The sequence below is a fragment of the Caballeronia pedi genome (genome assembly GCF_001544915.2).
GTDB classification, from domain to species: domain Bacteria; phylum Pseudomonadota; class Gammaproteobacteria; order Burkholderiales; family Burkholderiaceae; genus Caballeronia; species Caballeronia pedi.
This window is the reverse complement of the sequence record NZ_FCOE02000013.1, coordinates 15,748-35,748: the sequence shown is the minus strand read 5'-3', so window position 1 is coordinate 35,748 and position 20,001 is coordinate 15,748. Positions and strand designations below refer to the sequence as shown.

Annotated in this window: 13 protein-coding genes and 2 pseudogenes; 12 read left to right on the top strand and 3 right to left on the bottom strand. The window is 57.0% G+C overall.

Annotated elements, in window-relative coordinates:
- Positions 1-987: 987 nt before the first annotated feature.
- The 3 genes from AWB80_RS20230 to AWB80_RS20220 all read left to right on the top strand — a co-directional run bounded on the left by AWB80_RS20230 (position 988) and on the right by AWB80_RS20220 (position 4,163).
- Entirely contained in the window at positions 988-1,875 is an 888-nt protein-coding gene (locus tag AWB80_RS20230; protein ID WP_061176451.1) for an ABC transporter permease, read from the top strand.
- A complete protein-coding gene (locus AWB80_RS20225) occupies positions 1,868-2,995 on the top strand; it encodes a quaternary amine ABC transporter ATP-binding protein (protein ID WP_087131476.1) in 1,128 nt (375 codons plus the stop codon). Before AWB80_RS20230 ends, AWB80_RS20225 begins: the two co-directional genes overlap by 8 nt.
- A gap of 166 nt (positions 2,996-3,161) precedes the next feature.
- The gene (locus tag AWB80_RS20220) at positions 3,162-4,163 is read left to right on the top strand and encodes a glycine betaine ABC transporter substrate-binding protein (protein ID WP_061176584.1); all 1,002 of its coding nucleotides are present in this window, start codon (positions 3,162-3,164) and stop codon (positions 4,161-4,163) included.
- Positions 4,164-4,902: 739 nt separating this feature from the next.
- Here AWB80_RS20220 and AWB80_RS45580 read toward each other — a convergent pair.
- A pseudogene (locus tag AWB80_RS45580) lies at positions 4,903-5,337 on the bottom strand (FAD-dependent oxidoreductase); the annotation flags it as partial.
- Positions 5,338-5,416: 79 nt separating this feature from the next.
- Between AWB80_RS45580 and AWB80_RS20210 the strand changes: the two are divergent.
- Positions 5,417-6,862 (top strand): NAD-dependent succinate-semialdehyde dehydrogenase, encoded by a 1,446-nt coding sequence (locus AWB80_RS20210; protein WP_061176583.1) that lies wholly within the window; start codon positions 5,417-5,419, stop codon positions 6,860-6,862.
- Positions 6,863-7,010: 148 nt separating this feature from the next.
- Here AWB80_RS20210 and AWB80_RS20205 read toward each other — a convergent pair whose 3' ends face one another.
- Complete coding sequence (locus AWB80_RS20205) at positions 7,011-7,601, bottom strand: MarR family winged helix-turn-helix transcriptional regulator (RefSeq protein ID WP_143328090.1); 591 nt, start codon at positions 7,599-7,601, stop codon at positions 7,011-7,013.
- A gap of 602 nt (positions 7,602-8,203) precedes the next feature.
- Here AWB80_RS20205 and AWB80_RS20200 point away from each other — a divergent pair.
- On the top strand, positions 8,204-9,319 hold the full coding sequence (locus tag AWB80_RS20200) for a branched-chain amino acid ABC transporter substrate-binding protein (protein WP_061176582.1): 1,116 nt from the start codon (positions 8,204-8,206) through the stop codon (positions 9,317-9,319).
- A 279-nt stretch (positions 9,320-9,598) separates the two neighbouring features.
- Entirely contained in the window at positions 9,599-9,823 is a 225-nt protein-coding gene (locus AWB80_RS20195) for a hypothetical protein (protein WP_061176448.1), read from the top strand.
- Positions 9,824-10,197: 374 nt separating this feature from the next.
- On the opposite strand, the gene AWB80_RS20190 is transcribed toward AWB80_RS20195, so the two are convergent.
- Entirely contained in the window at positions 10,198-11,085 is an 888-nt protein-coding gene (locus tag AWB80_RS20190; protein ID WP_061176447.1) for a LysR substrate-binding domain-containing protein, read from the bottom strand.
- Between the two features lie 155 nt (positions 11,086-11,240).
- Between AWB80_RS20190 and ydiJ the strand changes: the two genes are divergently transcribed.
- From ydiJ to AWB80_RS20165, 6 genes and pseudogenes are all read left to right on the top strand, one after another.
- On the top strand, positions 11,241-14,288 hold the full coding sequence (gene ydiJ, locus AWB80_RS20185; RefSeq protein WP_061176446.1) for a D-2-hydroxyglutarate dehydrogenase YdiJ: 3,048 nt from the start codon (positions 11,241-11,243) through the stop codon (positions 14,286-14,288).
- A gap of 136 nt (positions 14,289-14,424) precedes the next feature.
- Positions 14,425-15,591 (top strand): annotated as a pseudogene (locus tag AWB80_RS45450) (NAD(P)/FAD-dependent oxidoreductase); the annotation flags it as partial.
- A 122-nt stretch (positions 15,592-15,713) separates the two neighbouring features.
- Positions 15,714-16,154 (top strand): NAD(P)/FAD-dependent oxidoreductase, encoded by a 441-nt coding sequence (locus AWB80_RS45445; protein WP_341866821.1) that lies wholly within the window; start codon positions 15,714-15,716, stop codon positions 16,152-16,154.
- Between the two features lie 22 nt (positions 16,155-16,176).
- Positions 16,177-16,983 carry an NAD(P)-binding domain-containing protein gene (locus AWB80_RS20175; RefSeq protein WP_061176581.1) on the top strand — a complete coding sequence of 269 codons (807 nt, stop codon included), beginning with the start codon at positions 16,177-16,179 and terminating at the stop codon, positions 16,981-16,983.
- 70 nt (positions 16,984-17,053) lie between these two features.
- Positions 17,054-18,424, top strand: coding sequence for an MFS transporter (locus AWB80_RS20170; protein WP_061176445.1), 1,371 nt, complete (start codon positions 17,054-17,056; stop codon positions 18,422-18,424).
- 24 nt (positions 18,425-18,448) lie between these two features.
- Positions 18,449-19,984 (top strand): FAD-dependent oxidoreductase, encoded by a 1,536-nt coding sequence (locus tag AWB80_RS20165; RefSeq protein WP_061176444.1) that lies wholly within the window; start codon positions 18,449-18,451, stop codon positions 19,982-19,984.
- Positions 19,985-20,001 lie beyond the last annotated feature (17 nt).

Sequence of the window (20,001 nt, the reverse complement as noted above, 5' to 3'; positions counted from 1 at the left end):
CGACGTGCAAGTGGCGTGGCGGTGCGGGTTACCGTGCCCGGTATCCAATTACATTGTCGCGAGTGAACCCGCGCGTCGGAGTTCCCATTGCCTCCCACGACGCCGACTCGGATTTGAGCATTTGTTCGCGCGCCGACATCGCCTGAGCAGCCAAGCGTGCGCCTGCGAGTTCCGCCGCGACCGTGCAGGCGTGGCGATCTGGCGCACGATAAAAGCGTTCCCCCGAGGCCCAGTCGAATCGTCCGGAGCAACATCGCCCGATTTTCCTCCGCGATCCGTCTGGCATCCGTGGAGACGCCACGCGAAACAGGCCCTCCGACCGCCCGGCCATCGCCATCGGGCGCTTCGCTGCTCCGGCCCGAACCGTGCGGGGACGATCGGAAAGGTGTGCCGGACTGCCGAATCCGGAATCATCGCCCGTCCGGACCGCTTGTAATTCTTGGCTTGCGACCGCCTCTTCGTTGCTTTAGGAGATACCCTGAGTGGCAGCCACGTCATAGCAATTGCCCCATTCCTTATATGCAGGCGCGGCGCTGAGATTCGATACTCACTACGCCCAAGAGGTAATCACTAATTCAAGAATCGCGTGACGGCAAGCCACTTCAGACGCTCGACGGATATTCAAGTTTGATATGGCGCGGACTTATTGCAGACGAGGGAAAACTTTTTACCGCTACACCCGCATGAAGTCGAGACTATTCCAGGCGTCGCCGCATGATGTGGGCATGTTATCCGCACAATTGCCGCCGCTGATGACTGAAGGCGCAGGAGCAGGGAGCTTACGCGTAGTACTTTCGTGGATTTGCGGCACGACATAGTTGTCGCGCTATGGATCTGGATATTAGTTATGCAGAGTAAATAGCAACACAAATGAGACCTAAGTCGAAGAGGTTTAAGTTTGTCGATGGCTAAAAGCGGGTGCCTTGACAAGGCAACTTTAGCAAGCGGCAATAGTCACCACAAGTTTCAGGAGTTGAGGAGGCACAAATGGAATGGCTAAGTAAATTTCCCCACATGCAGGATGAATCGCTTCTTCACTTGAAGCGGTCCATCGACGACGGATTCCGGGTTTTCACCGCCGCATACGGTGACTCGATCGATCACGCTTTTCAGCCGCTGCAGAAATTTCTCATGGGAGCGGAGCGCTTCATGACGCAAACGCCTTGGCCCATCATCATGCTGTTAGTGCTTGGGGTCGCTTGGGTGGCCAGCAGAAACTGGAAAGTCGTCTTTGCGTGCCTAGTAACCCTTTTGCTCATCGGCTATTTCGATATGTGGCAGGACACGATGAGAACCGTGTCCATGATTTTTGTAAGCACCCTCATGTCGATCATCATTGGCCTGCCTGTAGGTATTTTCATGGCGAAGTCGGACCGCGTTCGTCGAGTAGTCGATCCGATTCTCGACGTTATGCAGACGATGCCTAGTTTTGTCTATCTCATTCCGGTCGTGATGTTGCTCGGCATCGGCCGCGTGCCTGGCCTTATCGCTGTCATCATCTACGCACTTCCGCCGATGATCAGACTGACGAATCTCGGGATTCGCCTTGTTGACAAAGACATCCTTGAAGCTGCGGACGCGTTCGGATCCTCGGGTTGGCAACGACTTGTGAAGGTGCAATTGCCGCTCGCGCTTCCAACCATCATGGCAGGCGTCAATCAAACGATCATGATGGCTTTGGCAATGGTGGTCGTGGCGGCCATGATTGGCGTTCAAGGTCTCGGACAGCCGGTGTTGAAGGCTATCGCGAACCAATACTTTACGCTCGGTATTTTCAACGGACTCGCTATTGTTGGCATCGCAGTCATTTTCGACCGCGTTAGTCAGGCATATGGCAAGCGACTCCAAAAGCATCTGGAGGTGGTTCATGGCTGATGTTAAATCCGGCGGTATCAAAATCCAGAATCTTTATAAGATTTTCGGACCAAAGGCAGCATCACACGTTGCCGCCGTTAAGAATGGCTTATCCAAAGCGGACCTGTTGAAGCAGACTGGTCATGTGCTTGGCCTCCGGGACATCAATATTGACATCCCCGCTGGCTCCATTCAAGTGATCATGGGCCTATCTGGCTCCGGCAAGTCGACGCTCATTCGACACATCAATCGGCTAATCGACCCGACTTCAGGCGAAGTCCTCATTGGTGGAGTCGATGTGTGCAAGATGAAGTTTCGAGACCTGCGCGAGTTCCGCCGGCGTCAGACCGCAATGGTGTTTCAGAAGTTTGCGCTTCTGCCGCATCGGAACGTTCTGGACAACGTCGTCTACGGCCTCGAGGTGTGCAGTGTCGGCCGCAAGGAGTCAGTGGACACGGCGATGCGATGGATCGAGCGCGTAGGCTTGAAAGGGTTCGAGCAGCGTTATCCTAACCAACTATCCGGCGGCATGCAGCAGCGCGTCGGTCTCGCACGCGCCCTTGCGATGGATGCGCCAGTTCTTCTCATGGACGAAGCTTATTCGGCGCTCGATCCGCTTATCCGCATGGATATGCAGACTGTTCTGCTCGACCTCCAAAAAGAGATTCGAAAGACGATCGTCTTCATCACGCACGATCTCGACGAAGCGCTTCGACTGGGCGATCAGATTGCGATTCTTCGTGACGGCTGCATGATTCAGCAAGGCACAAAGCAAGACATTGTGATGCGACCGGCAGACGAATACGTAACAAACTTTGTAAAGCAAGTGAATAGGGGACGCGTCGTGTCTGTCGATGGCGTGATGTCACCTATTCTTAGGAGTGTTGATACAGTCGGAAAGCAAATCGCGGTGGATACGACCATTGAGGACGCGATCTCAATTCTGACCCGCAGTCCAGACGCGGATCACTTGGTTGTCGTTAGTGAGGCAAATCAGCCTCTCGGAACCGTGAATCTCCGTCAGTTGGCTTCTGCGCTTGTCACACCGAGTGAGGATGTCGACGGTTTCACCGATCCCGCGGAAGAGTTCGTTGGAGTTGAAACTCGAGCCGCGGTATCCGCACTAAAAGTAGCACGATAGGCGTTAGATCAAATGTTATCGATAAGTCGAAACCTAATTCGAGGTCGAAAACGCGTGAGTCGCCGCGCATCAACTAACCCTCCATTCACAAACCTCGCAGCCCGAGAATTGCGACAACTCGTGCTGCGACAAAACCACGTCGCTTGGTGATACGGAAGGAATGAAAATGAAAAAGGCAATTTCGTCCACATGCGTACTGCTTGGTCTTTTGGCCGGCGCGTCGGTGGCCAACGCGAAATGCGGGCACGTAACGATTGCTAGCATGAACTTCACAAGCGCCGAGGTGCTGGCGAATGTGGACAGACTCATTCTTGCAAATGGCTACGAATGCGATGCTGAACTCGTTCTTGGTGACACTGTTCCGACGATGACTTCCATGGTAGAGAAGGGGCAACCGGACATTGCGCCGGAAGTGCCACCCGCACTTTTGCCACAGCTTATCAATCGCGGGCTGTCCGAAGGGAAGTTGCTCCAGACGGTGGAAAACATCTCCGACGGTGAGACAAATGGATGGTTCATTCCGAAATACTTCGCAGATAAGCATCCTGAGATCAAGACCATTGGGGACGTCCTCAAGCATCCTGAACTTTTCCCGTCGCCGGACGACCCCAAGAAAGGTGCGATCTACAACGGCCCTCAAGGTTGGGGCTGGACCGTGATCACCGCTCAACTATTCAAAGCGTTCGACGGGACGAAGGCGGGCTTCGAGTTGATCAATACTGGTTCGGCCGCGGGGCTTGATAGCTCGATTGTGAAAGCGTTCGCAAATCACCAGGCTTGGGTGGGCTACTATTGGTCACCGACCGCGCTCCTGGGCAAGTATCAAATGGTGCGGATCGACCCGGGCGTGCCTTATAACGACGCCGAATGGAAGCGATGCATTACAAAAGCAGACTGTCCGGATCCCAAGGCTACCGGCTGGCCGGCCACTGATCACGTGTACTCGTATGTTACCAAGTCGTTCTCAACCCGAGTGAGCCCGGACGTGATGCAGTACATGAAGACCCGCTCTTGGAGCAGCGCAACATTGAACAAGCTGATGGCCTGGATGTCCGATAACCAAGCAACCGGCGAGGACGGCGCAAAGCACTTCCTCAAGGAGAACAAGGCACTGTGGAGCAAGTGGGTTTCTAAGGACGCCGCCGACAAAATCAGCGCCTCACTCTGAGAAAGACACATATACGCGCTCTGCGCGTCACCGTAGAAGAGTGGAAATAGAGGGAGATGAACCTGAACGGGATGCGTTCGGGTACATGGGGCGGCAACAACTAATCAAGATTCAGTTGCCGCTCGCGCTTCCGATTATTGTAACGTGAGGCAATCAGACCGCCATAACCATCCTTGCGTGGCGGGCGTAATCGGAATCGCTTTCGCTATCGAAATCCTGTAGAAAGGCCCTTAAAGCGAGGCCTTGGTCGGTTGACCTTTTTCGCGTTGGCCTACTGAATATACGCAAGCCGGCGTTCTCTGGGGGCCAGCAGTACCGTGTAGATCCGTGCGCTCCTGTCTGGTTCGATCACACTTCGGTCTGGACGGATGCCCCAAGAAAGTGCGGTTATCTGCTTAGTGGACTGCCAACTGCCGTCCGCAGCGAACCCGATTTTGCGAAGGCAGCGAACGAACGTGTGACCGATGATTGCGGTGACGTCTGAGTCTCATGCACGTTGCTGGATGGAGTATTAGCGCCATCCGAGCCCGTCTTCGATCCCCGGATCCTTGAAGTCGCCGCGTGCATGCTCAACGGCCCACATCAGGCACATGACGTCCGACACCCTCGGCACGGACTACCTCAGCAAGCTTGACACCAGCGGACTCATTCGCCCTTTTTGAAGCACCTAACTGATGTCGGCCATTGACGTATCGAAAACGGCCGGGTACTTCGCCCGCGACGCTCCTACCATTGCTGCTCAACAATGGACGCGCGCCGCGCGTTCCCTGGAGGCGAGTAATGTTCCCTTCGAGTTACACAAAGATCGCGTCGAAATGGGTCGTCTTACGGGGGTGCCCTTCACATCGAGCAAGTAGTGCTGGCTTGGCTTACCATAAAATATACCAAGCGAAGTTTTCCTCGTGGAAAATTTGTTTAATCTATTTTCCGTCGCTATACTTCCGTGTACATCGGACACAAGCGCAGCTTTGGGGCGACGAGCCGCGATGTTGCCCGCAACAGACGCCGTCCAAGCATCCGTGGCAAGGACGACGGCCCTTGTCGTGATTTGTCCCTGTGCAGAACTGATGACCGATGGGTAGTCTCGCGTGCATTCGACTACCGGCGTGTTTTCGTAGATGAGGATGCCACGGTCCATGGCCACGCGCCGCATTCCCCTCGCGAGCGCGGACGGCCGAACCGTCGAATTACAGCGCCCGACGACAGCGGAACGCGATGTGGATCAAGCAATCGATTTTTTCGGGAGGTCGTACATGGCAAGTGCAGGATACTCGGACACACGTCTTTTCATCGATGGCGAATGGTGTGACGCCACGTCCGGCGAAACGATCAACGTCGTGAGCCCCGCGACGGGCGAGGTCATCGGCAAGGTCGCGAAGGCGGGCACGACGGACCTGGAGCGCGCGGTCGCCGCATCGCGGCGCGGCTTTGCGACCTGGCGCAGGATGACCGCGCTCGAACGCGCCAACACGATGCGCAAGGCGGCCGCGCTGATCCGCGAGCGCGCGGATTCGATCGCGCGCCTGATGACGCAAGAGCAGGGCAAGCCGCTCGCCGAAGCGCGCGTCGAAGTGAACTCGGCGGCGGACATCATCGAATGGTTCGCGGATGAAGGGCGCCGCGTGTACGGCCGGATCGTGCCGCCGCGTAACGTAAATGCGCAACAGACGGTCGTCAAGGAGCCGGTAGGCCCGGTCGCCGCGTTCACGCCGTGGAATTTCCCGGTCAATCAGGTGGTGCGCAAGTTGTGCGCGTCGCTTTCGACGGGCTGCTCGTTCATCGTGAAGGCGCCGGAAGAAACGCCGGCATCGCCCGCCGAACTGATTCGCGCATTCGCCGATGCAGGCGTGCCGAAGGGCGTCGTTCAGCTCGTGTATGGCGATCCGCCGCAGATTTCGCAGTTCCTGATCGCGCATCCGGACATCCGCAAGGTGACGTTCACCGGCTCGACGGCAGTCGGCAAAGAACTCGCCGCGCTCGCCGGTCAGCACATGAAACGCGCGACGATGGAACTCGGCGGTCACGCACCGGTGATCGTCGCGGAAGACGCGGATGTCGAACTCGCGGTGAAGGCATCGGGCGCGGCGAAGTTCCGCAACGCGGGCCAGGTCTGCATTTCGCCGACGCGTTTCCTCGTGCACAACAGCGTGAAGCAGGACTTCATCGCGGCGCTCGTGAAGCACGCGGAAAGCCTGAAAGTCGGCGACGGCCTCGCGGACGGCACGACGCTCGGGCCGCTCGCCAACGCGCGACGCATCTCGGCGATGAACAGCGTGATCGAGAACGCGCGCAAGACGGGCGCGACGATCGCGACGGGCGGCGAGCGCATCGGTACGGCGGGCAACTTCTTCGCGCCGACGGTCATCACCGATGTCTCGCTCGAAGCCGACGTGTTCAACGCGGAGCCGTTCGGCCCGGTCGCGGCGGTGCGCGGCTTCGATTCGCTCGAAGACGCGATCGCGGAAGCGAACCGTTTGCCCTTCGGCCTCGCCGGCTACGCGTTTACGCGTTCGTTCAAGAACGTGCATCTGCTCACGCAGGAACTCGAAGTGGGCATGTTGTGGATCAATCAGCCGGCGACGCCCTGGCCCGAGATGCCGTTCGGCGGCGTGAAGGATTCGGGTTACGGCTCGGAAGGCGGACCTGAAGCGCTGGAGCCGTATCTGGTGACGAAGTCGGTCACGGTGATGGCGGTTTGATCGTCGCGGGGCCCGAGTTTACCCGGGCCCCGGACGAACAAAATGAGCGTTTTCGCCGTGTTCGCGCCGCGCGCTTTCACACCTCGAACATGTTTCTCGACTCTCGATCTGAGGCCGCATAGCGCTTATCGATAGCACCAAAGCAGCGTCATTCTAAAAAGGACCGATTTAGCCATTGATCTCGATGGAGGGTGAGCTTGTCAAATATCGCGTCAAGCGTCCTCCGTTCTTCTTCGTCTAGGACAGCGAGCATGGCCTCTTGAAAGTCGGAAGCCATTGGGAAGAGCTTGTCGAGCATCCGACGTCCCTTCGCCGATATCACAAGACGGGTATTCCTGCGATCCTGTGAATCGGTCTCCTGCGAGATCAAGTTCTTCTTAGCCAGTTCGCTGACCCCTCGGCTGATACTGTTTTTCGGTCTCGCCGTGACGTCGCAGATTGTTTTCGCACGCAGCGGCCCATATCTGCCAAGGCAAGCCAACACATTGAATTCATCGCGGGAAATACCGTGCACCGCGGTCATCTCTGCAAACAACGTGTCTCGGTAGGCGTTCGACCAGAGCGTGATGTTCCACGCGGTCTTCATAGGGCCATCGTTGACCACTGATTGAAAGACTTGATCATCTTCAACGCTCGAGAGTTTCGTAGATTTCGCGGTTGCCTCCAACCGCCCTCGGTCTCCGCTTCGTTCACGCCGCGACATCATCGTTTCCTTAGGTTTGGCAAGAATATTATCCACGAATCGGAAGCACTTCAACGCTCCGATGCGACAGGGTGTCGGTTCGCAATGACGCACGCGCGCTTCGTTGGCGCCTTTGTTCACAGGGGAATTAGTTTAGGCTAGCAGCGGCGGATCGAAGCACAGCAGTTGCAGGCGTCTCGCGCGTGCCCCAGTGTCGCGCTCACACATGGCCACACCGGGTAAACGTCCAACCTTGACTTCTTGACGAATGGTTCTAGATGGGACTAATCTGCTAATACGCTGGTTCGTTCCGACATGGCCCTGGCCGGTCTGACCGAAACTGCACCGTCATTGACGAGATTCGTGTTCAAGAGATTGGCGTTCCTAATGAATAATCTCGATGAAGCGCGTGCGTTTTTAGACCGGGCTAGCCAATCAAGTCTGGCGCGCTAACGTTGGCTTGTCGTTCACGACTCCGAGGCTGTGACCACTGGTTGTTCGATCCCACTGAGCCGTCCAAGGCGGCGGCACCATTGGTGATCAGCGGGCGTGATGAGTTATCGCATGCGGTAACTCTTCTGATAGATGCACAACGCTGTTTGTCCCTTACACGTATTCTCAGAATGAACTACCGCCCAATCATGAAAAGAATCTTTCCCATAGTATTTGTAGCTTGTTATCTTACTGCGGGCTCGTCTTCAGCGAACTCTCAAGAGACCGTCAAGATCGGAGTGTCCGCACCCCTCACCGGCATCAACGCATCGAACGGGAAGGATCTCGAAAACGGCGTGCGACTCGCAATCGAGGAAGCAAATGGGCAGCACGTTAAGGTTGCGGGACGCGAGGTGCACTTCGAACTTGAGTCGGTCGATGACCAATCAGACCCGCGAATTGGCGTGCAGGTTGCTCAAAAGCTCGTCGATGAGGGCGTCGTCGCAGTTGTGGGTTATTACAACTCTGGCGTCGCTTTGCCGGCGGCCCCTATCTTCGCGAAAGCAGGCATCCCTCTGATCGATCCGGCAGCCACCAATCCCGCCATCACGCGTCTGGGCGGAAAAAACGTGTTTCGCATCATCGCGACCGATGCTCAGAACTCGGGCAATGCAGGCAAGTACGCGGTGACGGTGACCAAGGCGAAGCGGATCGCGGTCATGGATGATCGGACGGCTTTCGGGCAGGGAGCAGTCGACGAGTTCAAGAAGGCTGTGGAGGCAGCAGGCGGCCAGATCGTGGCGACTGAATTTACGAACGACAAGGCTGTCGAATTTAATGCTCAGCTGACCAATATCAAAGGTGCAAACGCGGATCTGCTCTTCTATGGCGGCGGCGATAATCAGGCCGCGCTCATCACAAAACGCATGAAGCAGCTTGGCATGCGCACGCAGTTCGTCGGCAGTGGAGGCATCGCCGACTCCATCTTCATACAGGTCGCCGGCAACGCGGCGGAGGGTGCAATGGCATGGGAATATGGCCGGCCGGTGGAATCGCTTCCCGAGGGCCGTGCATTTGCCGCGAAATTCAAGAAGCGTTTTGGTAATGAGCCGTTGACTTACTCGCCGTTCGCGTATGACTGCGCGTGGGTCGCGATCAATGCGATGAAGCAAGCGAACTCATCGAAGCCCGAAACGTTCATGTCCGCGCTGCGTACGATGCAATACAAGGGCATTACAGGGCAGATCGCATTCGACAGTAACGGCGACCTCAAGAACCCCACGTCGACGCTCTATCAGGTCAAGGCTGGCAAGTGGGTTCCGGTGACGACGATTGGAGAATAGGACTAACTCGTGCGTTTCCATTGGTCAGTAGGGTTTTTCAGCACGGGACAAACGGCCATTCCAGGAATGAAACCAACGCGGGTAACGTTTCGTTCCTGGCTGGACAAAGCAGGTAGTCGCTGAGCCGGCAGTGCGCGTTTGATTTCGTGCGTTCTTTTGCCAGCAGGAGTCACGTAGCGGCTAGAGTTCTGAAGACTCCCTTCGCCATGAAGCCAGCCTCCCGCGATCCACCGCGCCAACGCTTGACGCTATTCATGGTCCTATACAGAGGTAGATGCAATGCAATCGAAGCAAATATTTCCTGCGGGCACTGGCATCGCCGACAATAACGGGGGCAGCCACCCTGGCGTGAACGGGGACACCTGTCCGAGCGATTTTGACCTTCTTTTCACAGCCCTGTTGGCGGTCGTGGCCTATCACGCGACGGAAGAACAGTCCGCCGAAGGCGTCCAGTTAGTGCAGGCTATCAAAGCTGAAGTCGAGAAGGGGCCCGCAGGCGGATGATAGCCGTATTGGAAAGGCCATCGACCATCTCGTAGACATGGTGCCGGGAGCCGCTAAGTCACTCGTGGTCCTGTTTTCCGCGCCGATAGTAAGAAGCTCCTCCGGTCCGGTTACAGAATCCGTTCTGCAGACACTGGACCGAAAGTGAGCCACCTGTCTTTGAGTCGCTGATCTTCGATCCAGCGACGAAACTTTACGGCCCTTAAGGCGGAGGCCATCGAAGCGAAAGCCAAAACGCCCCTGTCCACACTGCGTGCAAAGCATTACAACGGTGTCACGGAACATACCTTATTCGGTACGCACGGCAATCTCAAGAATCCCATCTGGGGACCCTAGGTGACTTACTTGCGGGTTTCCGTTTAAGGTAGGGTAGTTCAGCACGCGCTCAATAGCCATTCGCGAAACGCAACCAACGCGGGTAGCGTTTCGTTCCCGCTTGGATAAATTAGGTAGTAGCTTCGCTCACTGGTAATCGCGTGTCCGATCGCGATGAGTTCGTTTCTGTTCAACTCGTCCTCCACCAGAACTTTTGGAACGAGACCGATCCCCATTCCCGCACGAACAGCCTGTATTAAGTGCGACGTTAGCTCGAAGCTGGGCCCAATGCGCATTTGGCGATGGTCAAGGCGATAGTGCGAAAACCATTCCGCCCACGCCTGCTGGTTGCTCGTCACGCCTAGCAGTGTTTGTTTCGTTGCCCAGGCCGGAGCGCAGCTTTCGGGTGTACCAGCCGTCGCCTCAGGACTGGCAATGGCAATGAGAAATTCGTTATAGAGACGGTGAGCGTGCAGGTCGGGCCAATCACCTGCGCCGACAGTAATTGCTGCATCAATATCTGCGTTGCGAAAATCGATGCTGCCAATTCGCGAGTGGAGGTGGACCGTCATGCCGGGATGGGCGGCATAGAAATCGTGCAGATGCGGCAATAGCCACTTTGAACCGAATGTGGGCAACGTCGCGAGCCGGAGCGTTCCTGCACCCGCCTGGTAGGACATGACTTGCAGGGTCGCACTGCGGATGCGTCCCAGCGCACCGCTCAACTCAGTGAAATAGCGACGTCCTACTTCTGTCAGCTTGACGGACCGTCCTTCACGCCGAAAGAGGGGCACACCAACATGCTCCTCGAGCACCTGAATCTGCCGGCTGATCGCGCTCTGGCTGAGCGACAGCTCTTCGGCCGCTCGCGTGTAGCTTTCGTGACGCGCGGCCGCCTCAAAGACGAGAAGCAGCGACATGGAAGGGGTTAGACGTCGGTAATTCATGAGTTTTATGCAGCAATCGAGGGACTAGGATTCGTTTGTTTTTCGTTTGCGCCGCCACGATACTTGAATCTCCCCGAGCGGAAACTTGCGCAGATGTCATATGTTAGCTGCGTTGGTGCGCCGACTCTACCCGCGATTCATACTTATTGCGCCCCATGTCAATCGTCCCGTTGCCCCGTCCCGCAGACCCACTCGAACCCCAGTACCGTGATTACCTCGCTGCGCTCCAAGCAGCGGGGTTCGAGGGAGAGATTAGCCCGGACTATGCGAACAGAACCGTACTGGCAACTGACAACTCGATATACCAGCGCTTGCCGCAAGCCGTGGTCTGTCCGGCCCATGCTGACGATGTTCAGCTGCTGGCTAAACTATTGGACGACGTCGCCCACCGCGGAATTGTTGTGGCACCGCGTGGCGGCGGCACTGGGACCAACGGGCAGTCGCTGACTACAGGTCTGGTCGTCGATCTCTCCCGAAATATGAACAGTATCCTCGAGATCAACGTCGAGGAACGGTGGGTCCGGGTGCAGGCGGGGGTCGTCAAGGATCAGCTTAATGCGGCCTTGGAGCCGCACGGCCTGTTCTTCGCACCCGAGCTGTCAACGTCGAACCGGGCCACCATCGGCGGAATGATCAACACGGACGCCAGCGGGCAGGGAAGTTGCACCTACGGGAAGACCCGTGACCACGTCCTGGCATTGGATTTCGTATTGCTCGGTGGCGAGGCGCTGCACAGTGAGGCACTGGATGTCGAAGAGTTAGAGCGCGTGTGCGCCCGGCAGGACCGTATCGGCAAGGTCCATCGTACCGCGCGGCGGATCAGCGAGGACAAGGCCGAGCTGATCGAAGCAAAATTTCCCAAGCTCAATCGTTGCCTGACGGGGTATGACCTGCCGCACCTGCGCGAGCCCAGCGGACGTTTCAATCTCAACAGCGTTCTATGCGGGGCGGAGGGCTCGCTCGGCTTCGTCGTGGAAGCCAAGCTCAATGTGTTGCCCATTCCGAAGTACTCGGTGTTGGTCAACGTGCGCTACGCTGGCTTCATGGACGCCCTTCGCGATGCGCAGGCGCTGATGGTGCATCGGCCGCTGTCCATAGAGACAGTGGACTCAAAAGTGCTGCTTCTCGCCATGCAGGACTTTGTCTGGACCAGCGTAGCTGAGTATTTCCCGCAAGATGAACAGCGCGCGACGCTCGGCATCAACCTGATCGAGTTCAGCGGAGACGACGTGGGCGAAGTCGACGCCCAAGTACACGCGTTCATTGATCATCTGAGGACCGACCCGAGCGTAGAACGACTCGGTCACACGCTGGCGATTGGCGAGGAAGCTGTCACGCGCGTCTATTCGATGCGTAAGCGTGCGGTAGGCTTGCTGGGCAATGTGCAGGGCGAGGCTCGTCCTCAGCCCTTCGTCGAAGACACCGCTGTTCCCCCTGAAAATCTGGCCGCATACATCGCTGAATTCCGCGAGCTGCTTGATAGTCATAACCTGCAGTACGGGATGTTCGGCCATGTCGACGCGGGCGTCCTGCATGTGCGCCCCGCGCTGGACATGAAGGATCCACGGCAAGCGGCCCTTGTACGACCGATTTCTGACGGTGTGGCGGAGCTAACGCAACGTCATGGCGGCTTATTGTGGGGAGAGCACGGCAAAGGCGTGCGGTCCGAGTATGCACCTCGCTTTTTTGGGGAACTCTATTCCTCGCTTCAGCAACTGAAGGCCGCATTTGATCCGCGGAATCAGTTCAATCCCGGCAAGATCGCCACCCCGGCGGCCACGACGATGCAATTGCTGAAGATTGACGAAGTACCCACGCGCGGACAGTTCGATCGGCAGATCGATGAGCGCGTCTGGCAGAGCTACGGAACGGCCATGCACTGCAATGGTAATGGCGCCTGTTACAACTTTGATCCGGACGACGCCATGTGCCCGTCCTGGAAGGCCACTCGCGAACGGGTGCATTCGCCCAAAGGGCGAGCTTCGCTCATGCGGGAATGGTTGCGCCTGCAGGGCCAGGCCGGCGTCGATGTCGTTGCCGTAGCGCGTACACGACAGCCATTTCTGACCAGTCTGGCGGGCCGCTGGCGTAACAGCCGTGCCGCTCGCGCCCGCGATTCCGACTTCTCGCACGAGGTCTATGATGCGATGGCTGGTTGTCTAGCCTGCAAATCATGCGCCGGACAGTGTCCGGTCAAGGTCAACGTCCCAGAGTTCCGCTCACGGTTCCTGGAACTGTATCACCGACGCTATCTGCGACCGGTGCGCGACTATCTGATTGGTTCACTGGAATTCACAATGCCCCTGATGGCGCATGTGCCGAGGCTGTACAACGGCTTGATGCGTACAGAATGGGTGCGTGAGTTGCTCGAACGACGCGTCGGCATGGTCGACAGTCCGCTCCTGAGCCAATACGATCTGGCGCCTGTCTTGCGGCAATGGCAGGTCAGACCAGCGGATCCGCAAGCGCTGGCAGCGTTGACCCAGGCGCAGCGCGAACGCAGCGTCATCATCGTTCAAGATACGTTTACGCGTTTCTTCGATACCGTGCAATTAGCCACGCTGATCGAGCTCGCGGCGCGTCTGGGTTTTTTGGTATGGCTGGCGCCGCTCAATCCAAACGGCAAGCCGCTGCATGTACAAGGCTTTCTCGACGCTTTTGCCAAGGCTGCGATTCGCAACGCTACGCAACTGAGCGCACTCGCCCAATATGGCGCTCCTCTTGTCGGGCTTGATCCCGCGATGACGCTGACGTATCGCCAGGAATATCTGAAGGTGCCGGGGCTTGCTGAAGCGCCACAGGTCGCCTTGCCACAGGAATGGCTGCTAAAGGCACTGCCGAAAGCCACCCGTGAAGGTTCGCCGTCGACTTACCGGCTGCTACCGCATTGCACCGAGAGAACCAATGCTCCCGACAGTTCCAATCAATGGACGGAACTTTTCGAGCGTCGTGACCTGCGCTTGCTGGTCCAAGAGACCGGTTGCTGCGGCATGTCCGGCACTTATGGTCACGAAGCTCGAAATGTCGAAACGTCCCGGACGATCTACACCCAGTCCTGGGCCGCGCATGTCGACGCATCGGACGATCACGGGGAAGCCCTGGCCACTGGATACTCCTGCCGAAGTCAGGCCAAGCGCCTGTCGACTCGGCAACTGCGCCATCCGCTGCAAGCATTGCTTGATCATGTCCGTGCGTCGCAATGACAGTTGGTCAAGTTTCTGTTGCGGCCGGCCCGCTTTGAGGCTTTGAGGGCGGGGAAATGGATCTCGCGGCAGGCGATGGTGCTCGGCTTTCTTGAGCGTCGCCGCGATCAACAGCACTGATATCAAAAGACGGCGGATGCCGCTCAGGCACTGGCGGTGGGTGTCCTATCAGGGCAAAGATGTTACAGGAGCAGTACTCGCTTGGAGGCAGGCAACACAAGGCTGTGCGGGTCAGTCGTGCCTCCGTCTCTCCAATCGTAGCGCCCAAACCGTTCACCGCGCAGTGCGAACTGCCAACCGCGTAAGCCGCCGCGTCGTTCGTCGTGCGCTCAATTCTCTTCGTCCTTCGCTCCATCGCTTCTTCTCCACGGGCCGCGCGAACCATCGCGAAGGCCGCCGGCGCGTTCGCATTTCAGTCTGTCTCTCGACAGCCGGGGCCGCTTTAGGGGGATACCCTAAATGGCAGCAACATCACAGCAATTGCCCCATTTCTTATATGCGGCGGTCCTACCCAGAACCGATACTTTCGTCAAATTCGGTGTTCTATATGAAACGAGTAGATTATTTACCTGCTGACGACAGATCCTGCGGCTGGTTTCACTTGAGTCGGAAACGGCAAGTTAGTGCACCACACTCAGGATATACATCAGCACCTTGGGTAGTTATCGGCGCAGGGCTTACAGGGCTGGCAGCAGCGCGGCAAATCGCGTTCCATTATCCCAATGAGCAAGTCATCCTTCTGGAAGCCCAGGAGGTGGGCTATGGCTCATCGGGAAGAAGCTCTGGAATTGCGATTGACTTACCGCATGATATCGGTGCGCCTGATTATATTGGGGATCTCGCCACCGCGAAGATGAACCTAAAGCTCAATAAGGCAGCACAGGAAATCATTAAGAGACTGGTTTCTGAGCACAATATCGAATGCGACCTGCGCCCGATTGGTAAGTACGAGGCCGCCGTCGAGCCGCGCGGCATTGCTGTTTTGGATGCTTACCGCCGAGGATTGGAGAATCTTGGTGAGGAAAGTGAAGTCATCTCCGAAGCAGACCTTCCAGAACGCATCGGTACGACTTTTTATAAAAAGGGACTTTTCACGCCAGGCACGATTCTCTTGCAGCCGGCCTCATTAGTAAAAGGTCTAGCAGACAGTCTGCCGGAAAACGTCACGTTGCACGAGAATACACCGGTTTCTGCGGTGGAATACGGTAGCAGAATTACTTTGAAGCATGAGCACGGCGAAATCGTCGGGGACAAACTGCTGTTGACTAACAATGCTTTCGCATCGAGCTTTGGTTTCCTGAAGAGACGGTTGCTTCCTATATTCACTTACGCCAGTATGACAAGAGTGCTGACCGAGGAAGAGCAATTCCGGCTCGGAGGCCTGCCGGCCTGGGGCATTATTCCAGCCGACCGTTTGGCAGCACGTTGCGGCGGACCCCAGACAATCGTTTGTTGGTACGCAACAGTTTCAGTTTCAACCCGGATGGCCGCAGCGACGAAGGCTTCCTCCATCGAGTTGTGCACCGCCACCGGGAGTCCTTCGACCGGCGCTTCCCAATGTTGCGGGACGTCGAGTTCGAATACACGTGGGGCGGAGCCATGTGTTTGGCACGTAATCACATGGCGCATTTTGGCCAATTGGCTCCAAACGTGTACGGCGCTCTCTGTTGCGGGGGGTTAGGCATTACGCGCGGAACGGTTACAGGCACGTTGCTGGCGGACTGGTTGGCTGGTCAGCGCAACGAACTTATAGAGTTTCTTCTGTCCTCTCCAGGCCCCAATCTGAATCCGTCCCAACCGTTTTTGTCTCTGGGAGCGAATTTGAACCTGATGTGGGGCAAGTGCCGTGCAGGCAAAGAGAGCTGACAATTCGTCGTTCGAGGTCGTCATGATAAAACTAGGTATTCTCGGCGTAGGAGATCTCACCGAAAAGATGGTGCGCGGCCTGCTTCGCGACGCTGGTGAGATGGAAGTCTTTTTGTCGCCTCGCGGTCGTGAGAAAGCTTGCACTCTCTCGAGGGATTTGTCGTGCCGCGTCATGCCCGACAATCAAGCTGTCGTGGACGCGGCCGACATCATACTCATCGGAGTGCGGCCTGGCCAGTTGATTGAACTTGCACAGCAAGTCACTTTGAGAAACGACCAGAAGTTGATATCCCTGGTCAGTGGTGTATCGGTTAATGAACTGCGTCGGCTGTTCGGAATTCAACGCTGTGTACGGGCCATGCTGTCATACGCCGCTGAGATCAATCGCTCAACAGTTGCTATTTTTCCAGCAGACGCCGAAGCACAAGCGCTGCTTCGCCCGCTCGGCAATCTTATTTCCTTGGCGAGTGAAACCGAGTTTGAACTTGCAACTGTCAGCGCGTGCATGAATGGCTGGTTCTACTTCTTGCTTCACGACTTGCAGCATTGGCTGATCGAAAAAGGGCTGCCACCAGAACGTGCCAGAGCGCTCGTGACGAGCAGCATGGAAGACTGTGCAGCTTATGCCAAGCATCAGGATTCTTTACCAATCCGCGACCTTGGTCAATCCATCGCGACGCCGGGTACCTTTACTGCCCAAGGACTCGAGATGCTCGGGTTGCATCAGGCCAACGCAGCCTGGAACGCAGCATGTGAAGTCGTATTCGACGCGCTTCTGACGCAGTCTGGAAGAGGTTCCTTGTGCAACCTCGATACGGCAGAGCACTAGCCCGTCGACTACCGAGTATCCGGTAATCAACGACCGCAAATTCAGGTTACTAATACATTTAGGTAAGCGAATGTTGAATTCGAGTGTCATTGGGGCAGAGATCAAGGCCAATAGAGATGTAGCCTCTCTAGAGGATGCGCCGCTGAATAGCTTCCATAAGCGACTGACGTTTTACTCGTCTGCCGCACCGTTTCTGGATGGCTATATTCTGAGCATCATTGGTGTGGTGATGCTACAAATGAGTCACGCTTTGCAGTTGACTTCCGTCCAGGAGGGGCTGATCGCAGCATCGTCGCTTATCGGCATGTTCTTGGGTGGCTTCATTGGTGGGGTGGTTACCGACAAGCTGGGTCGGAAAACTCTGTACCTTCTGGTTCTCGTTGCGCTCGCACTTTTTTCGTTGGGACAGTATTGGGTGACGTCCGCCTGGCAATTGATCGGGCTGCGGCTGCTGTTAGGCATGGCGATCGGGGCCGATCATCCGCTCGCGACATCCCTGCTGGCTGAGTTCCTTCCTCGAAAGCACCGTGGTTCCCTTCTGGCTAGCTTGGTGATGATGTGGTTTGTCGGGGCTTCGGCGGCTTATATTTTTGGCGAGATGATCATGCGATCCGCCGGAGCCGACGCCTGGAGAGTTGCGTTGGCCAGCGCGGCGATCCCCGGCGTCATATTCCTCATGCTGCGAGCCGGTACGCCTGAGTCTGCGCGTTGGCTCCTGAGCAAGGGCAGGGTTTCCGAAGCCGATCAAGTCATCAAGAAAGTGTATGGACCGCAGTACTCCGTGCGCAATCTGCATGAAGTCACTCCCCAAAAGCATTTGTCGGTTTGGTCCTTGTTTCATTCCGGCTATGGCAAACGGATTTACTTTGTCAGCATGTTCTGGACTTGCGCGATCGTTCCGGTGTTCGCGATCTATTCGTTCGCGCCAAGGATTCTCGCGGCCTTCGATTTGACCGGCGACCGAGCGTCCTGGGGTTCGGTGGCCATCACGGTCATCTTCGCTATAGGTTGCTTGGTGGCTCTAAAGCTCATTAACCCGATGGGGCGACGCAAACTGCTGATTCACAGCTTCCTTTGGTCTGGTCTGTCCTTGTTGCTGCTGGGGATTTTCCCCAATAGTTCCGCGCTGGTGACGTTGCTGCTGTTCGGGGGCTATGCCTTGTTCATTGGCGGTGCACAGGTTCTCGAGTACGTGTACCCGAACGAACTCTTCCCGACGGAAGTACGGGGCAGCGCAGTTGGTTTGGCGACCTCTCTTTCGCGAATTGGGGCTGCGATGGGAACTTATCTCGTCCCGATTTCGCTCAATTCGATCGGTATCGGCAATACGATGTTGGCGGCTTTTGGCGTTTCGATGGTAGGCATGGTTGTGGCCATCTTGATGGCGCCCGAGACCCGTTCATTGGATCTGCAGCAGGCGGCTTCCCTTCGGAAGTCCTGACGCCCCACGACGAGGTGCTTCAAAATGATTCGTTTGCCTTTGGATGCGCTTTCAGCCGCCACTTACGACGTAGTCGTGGTGGGGGCGGGGGCAGTCGGGTGCGCCACTGCGCGTGAGCTGTCAGCGCGGGGCCATCGCACTTTGCTGGTGGATCGTGGCGATATCGGAGCAGGCACCTCGTCTCGTTCGAGCCGGATGCTCTACTCCGGTGTGGGTTATCTGGCACCGTATTTTCCGTTGTGGCAGATCGCCTTTCGGCCAACCGAAGTGTGGCAGCGATTTCAATACGCTCGAAACATCATGCATTGCCGGGGTGAGCTGGTCGCCGACATGCCCCATCGCTTGACCAAGCATCGCTTTCACTATCCGTTCCGCAAAGGCGACCGCTATCCCCATTGGCTTGTCGAATTCGGGTTTCGGTTGATGGAAACCGTGGCCAGCCGCGGCGTGCCTTTGGCGTACCGCAGGCTATCGCCGAAACAGGCCGCCCAAGAGAGCGCGCTGGTCGCTGGTTTGGGCGGCCGGTTGTCCAGCGTTGCAGTGTTCGAGGAGTACATGTATGACTGGCCGGAGCGCATATGCGTGGATACGGCGCTGGATGCGGAGCAACGGGGCGCAACCATCCGCACTTATGCGAAAGCGACCCGAATCGAACGGTGTGGCGAGTCGTGGCACATCACCCTGGAAGAACAGGCGCCCGGATTGACTGGACAGGCTAGCATCAACACACGAACCATCGTGAATGCCGCCGGCCCCTGGGTTGACCGAGTGAGGGGTGGAGGAAGCGGAAAAGTGAAGCGGATGCTCGGACGCAAGGGCGTCAATGTAATGGTACGCCTGCCGGATGCGTGGCGTGGCCAAGGGCTGGAGGCCTTCTCAAGCAAGGGTGAGCCGTTCTATGTTTTTCCTTGGGGTGAATACCATTTCATCGGACCGACTGAAGCGGTAGTGGACGAAGACCCAGACGATGTTCGCGTGCTGGAGGCGGAGATCGACTACATTCTGGGCGAAGCGAATTTTCTGTTCCCAGATCTTCGCCTGACGCGCCAGCACGTGCAGCATAGCTGGTGTGGTGTGCGGCCCATGTCGACGCTGAATGGTGAGACGGTCAGCCTGCCGGTGCGGGCCATTGAAGATCCGGACATGCCGGGGTTGGTGACCGTGACTGGCTCCTACATCATGATGCATCGTCATGCCGCACGTCTCGCGACACAGGCCATTGAGAAATGGCTTGGCGCAGGAAGCGGTTTGCCGCCGTCGGGAATGCTCATCGGTGCGCGCGATGTCCGCAGCAACGAAGACATCGCGCGAATCGTGGAAACGGAGCATGTGGTGTGTCTTACCGATCTCATTCGTCGCCGGCTGCCCGACGGCTTGAATCCAAGCTTGGGGCGCGACAGGGCCCAACACCTCTCAAACATCGCTGCGGCGACACTGGGGTGGTCCGAATTTCACAGGCAGCACGAGTTGAAAAGGTTCGACGAAGATACAGAGCGAGTGTACTGGCGGCCCTGCGTCGATGAAGCATCAACCGAGCTTCTGTCAAACAATTACCTTTGACGTTCGTCCGGGTTAAA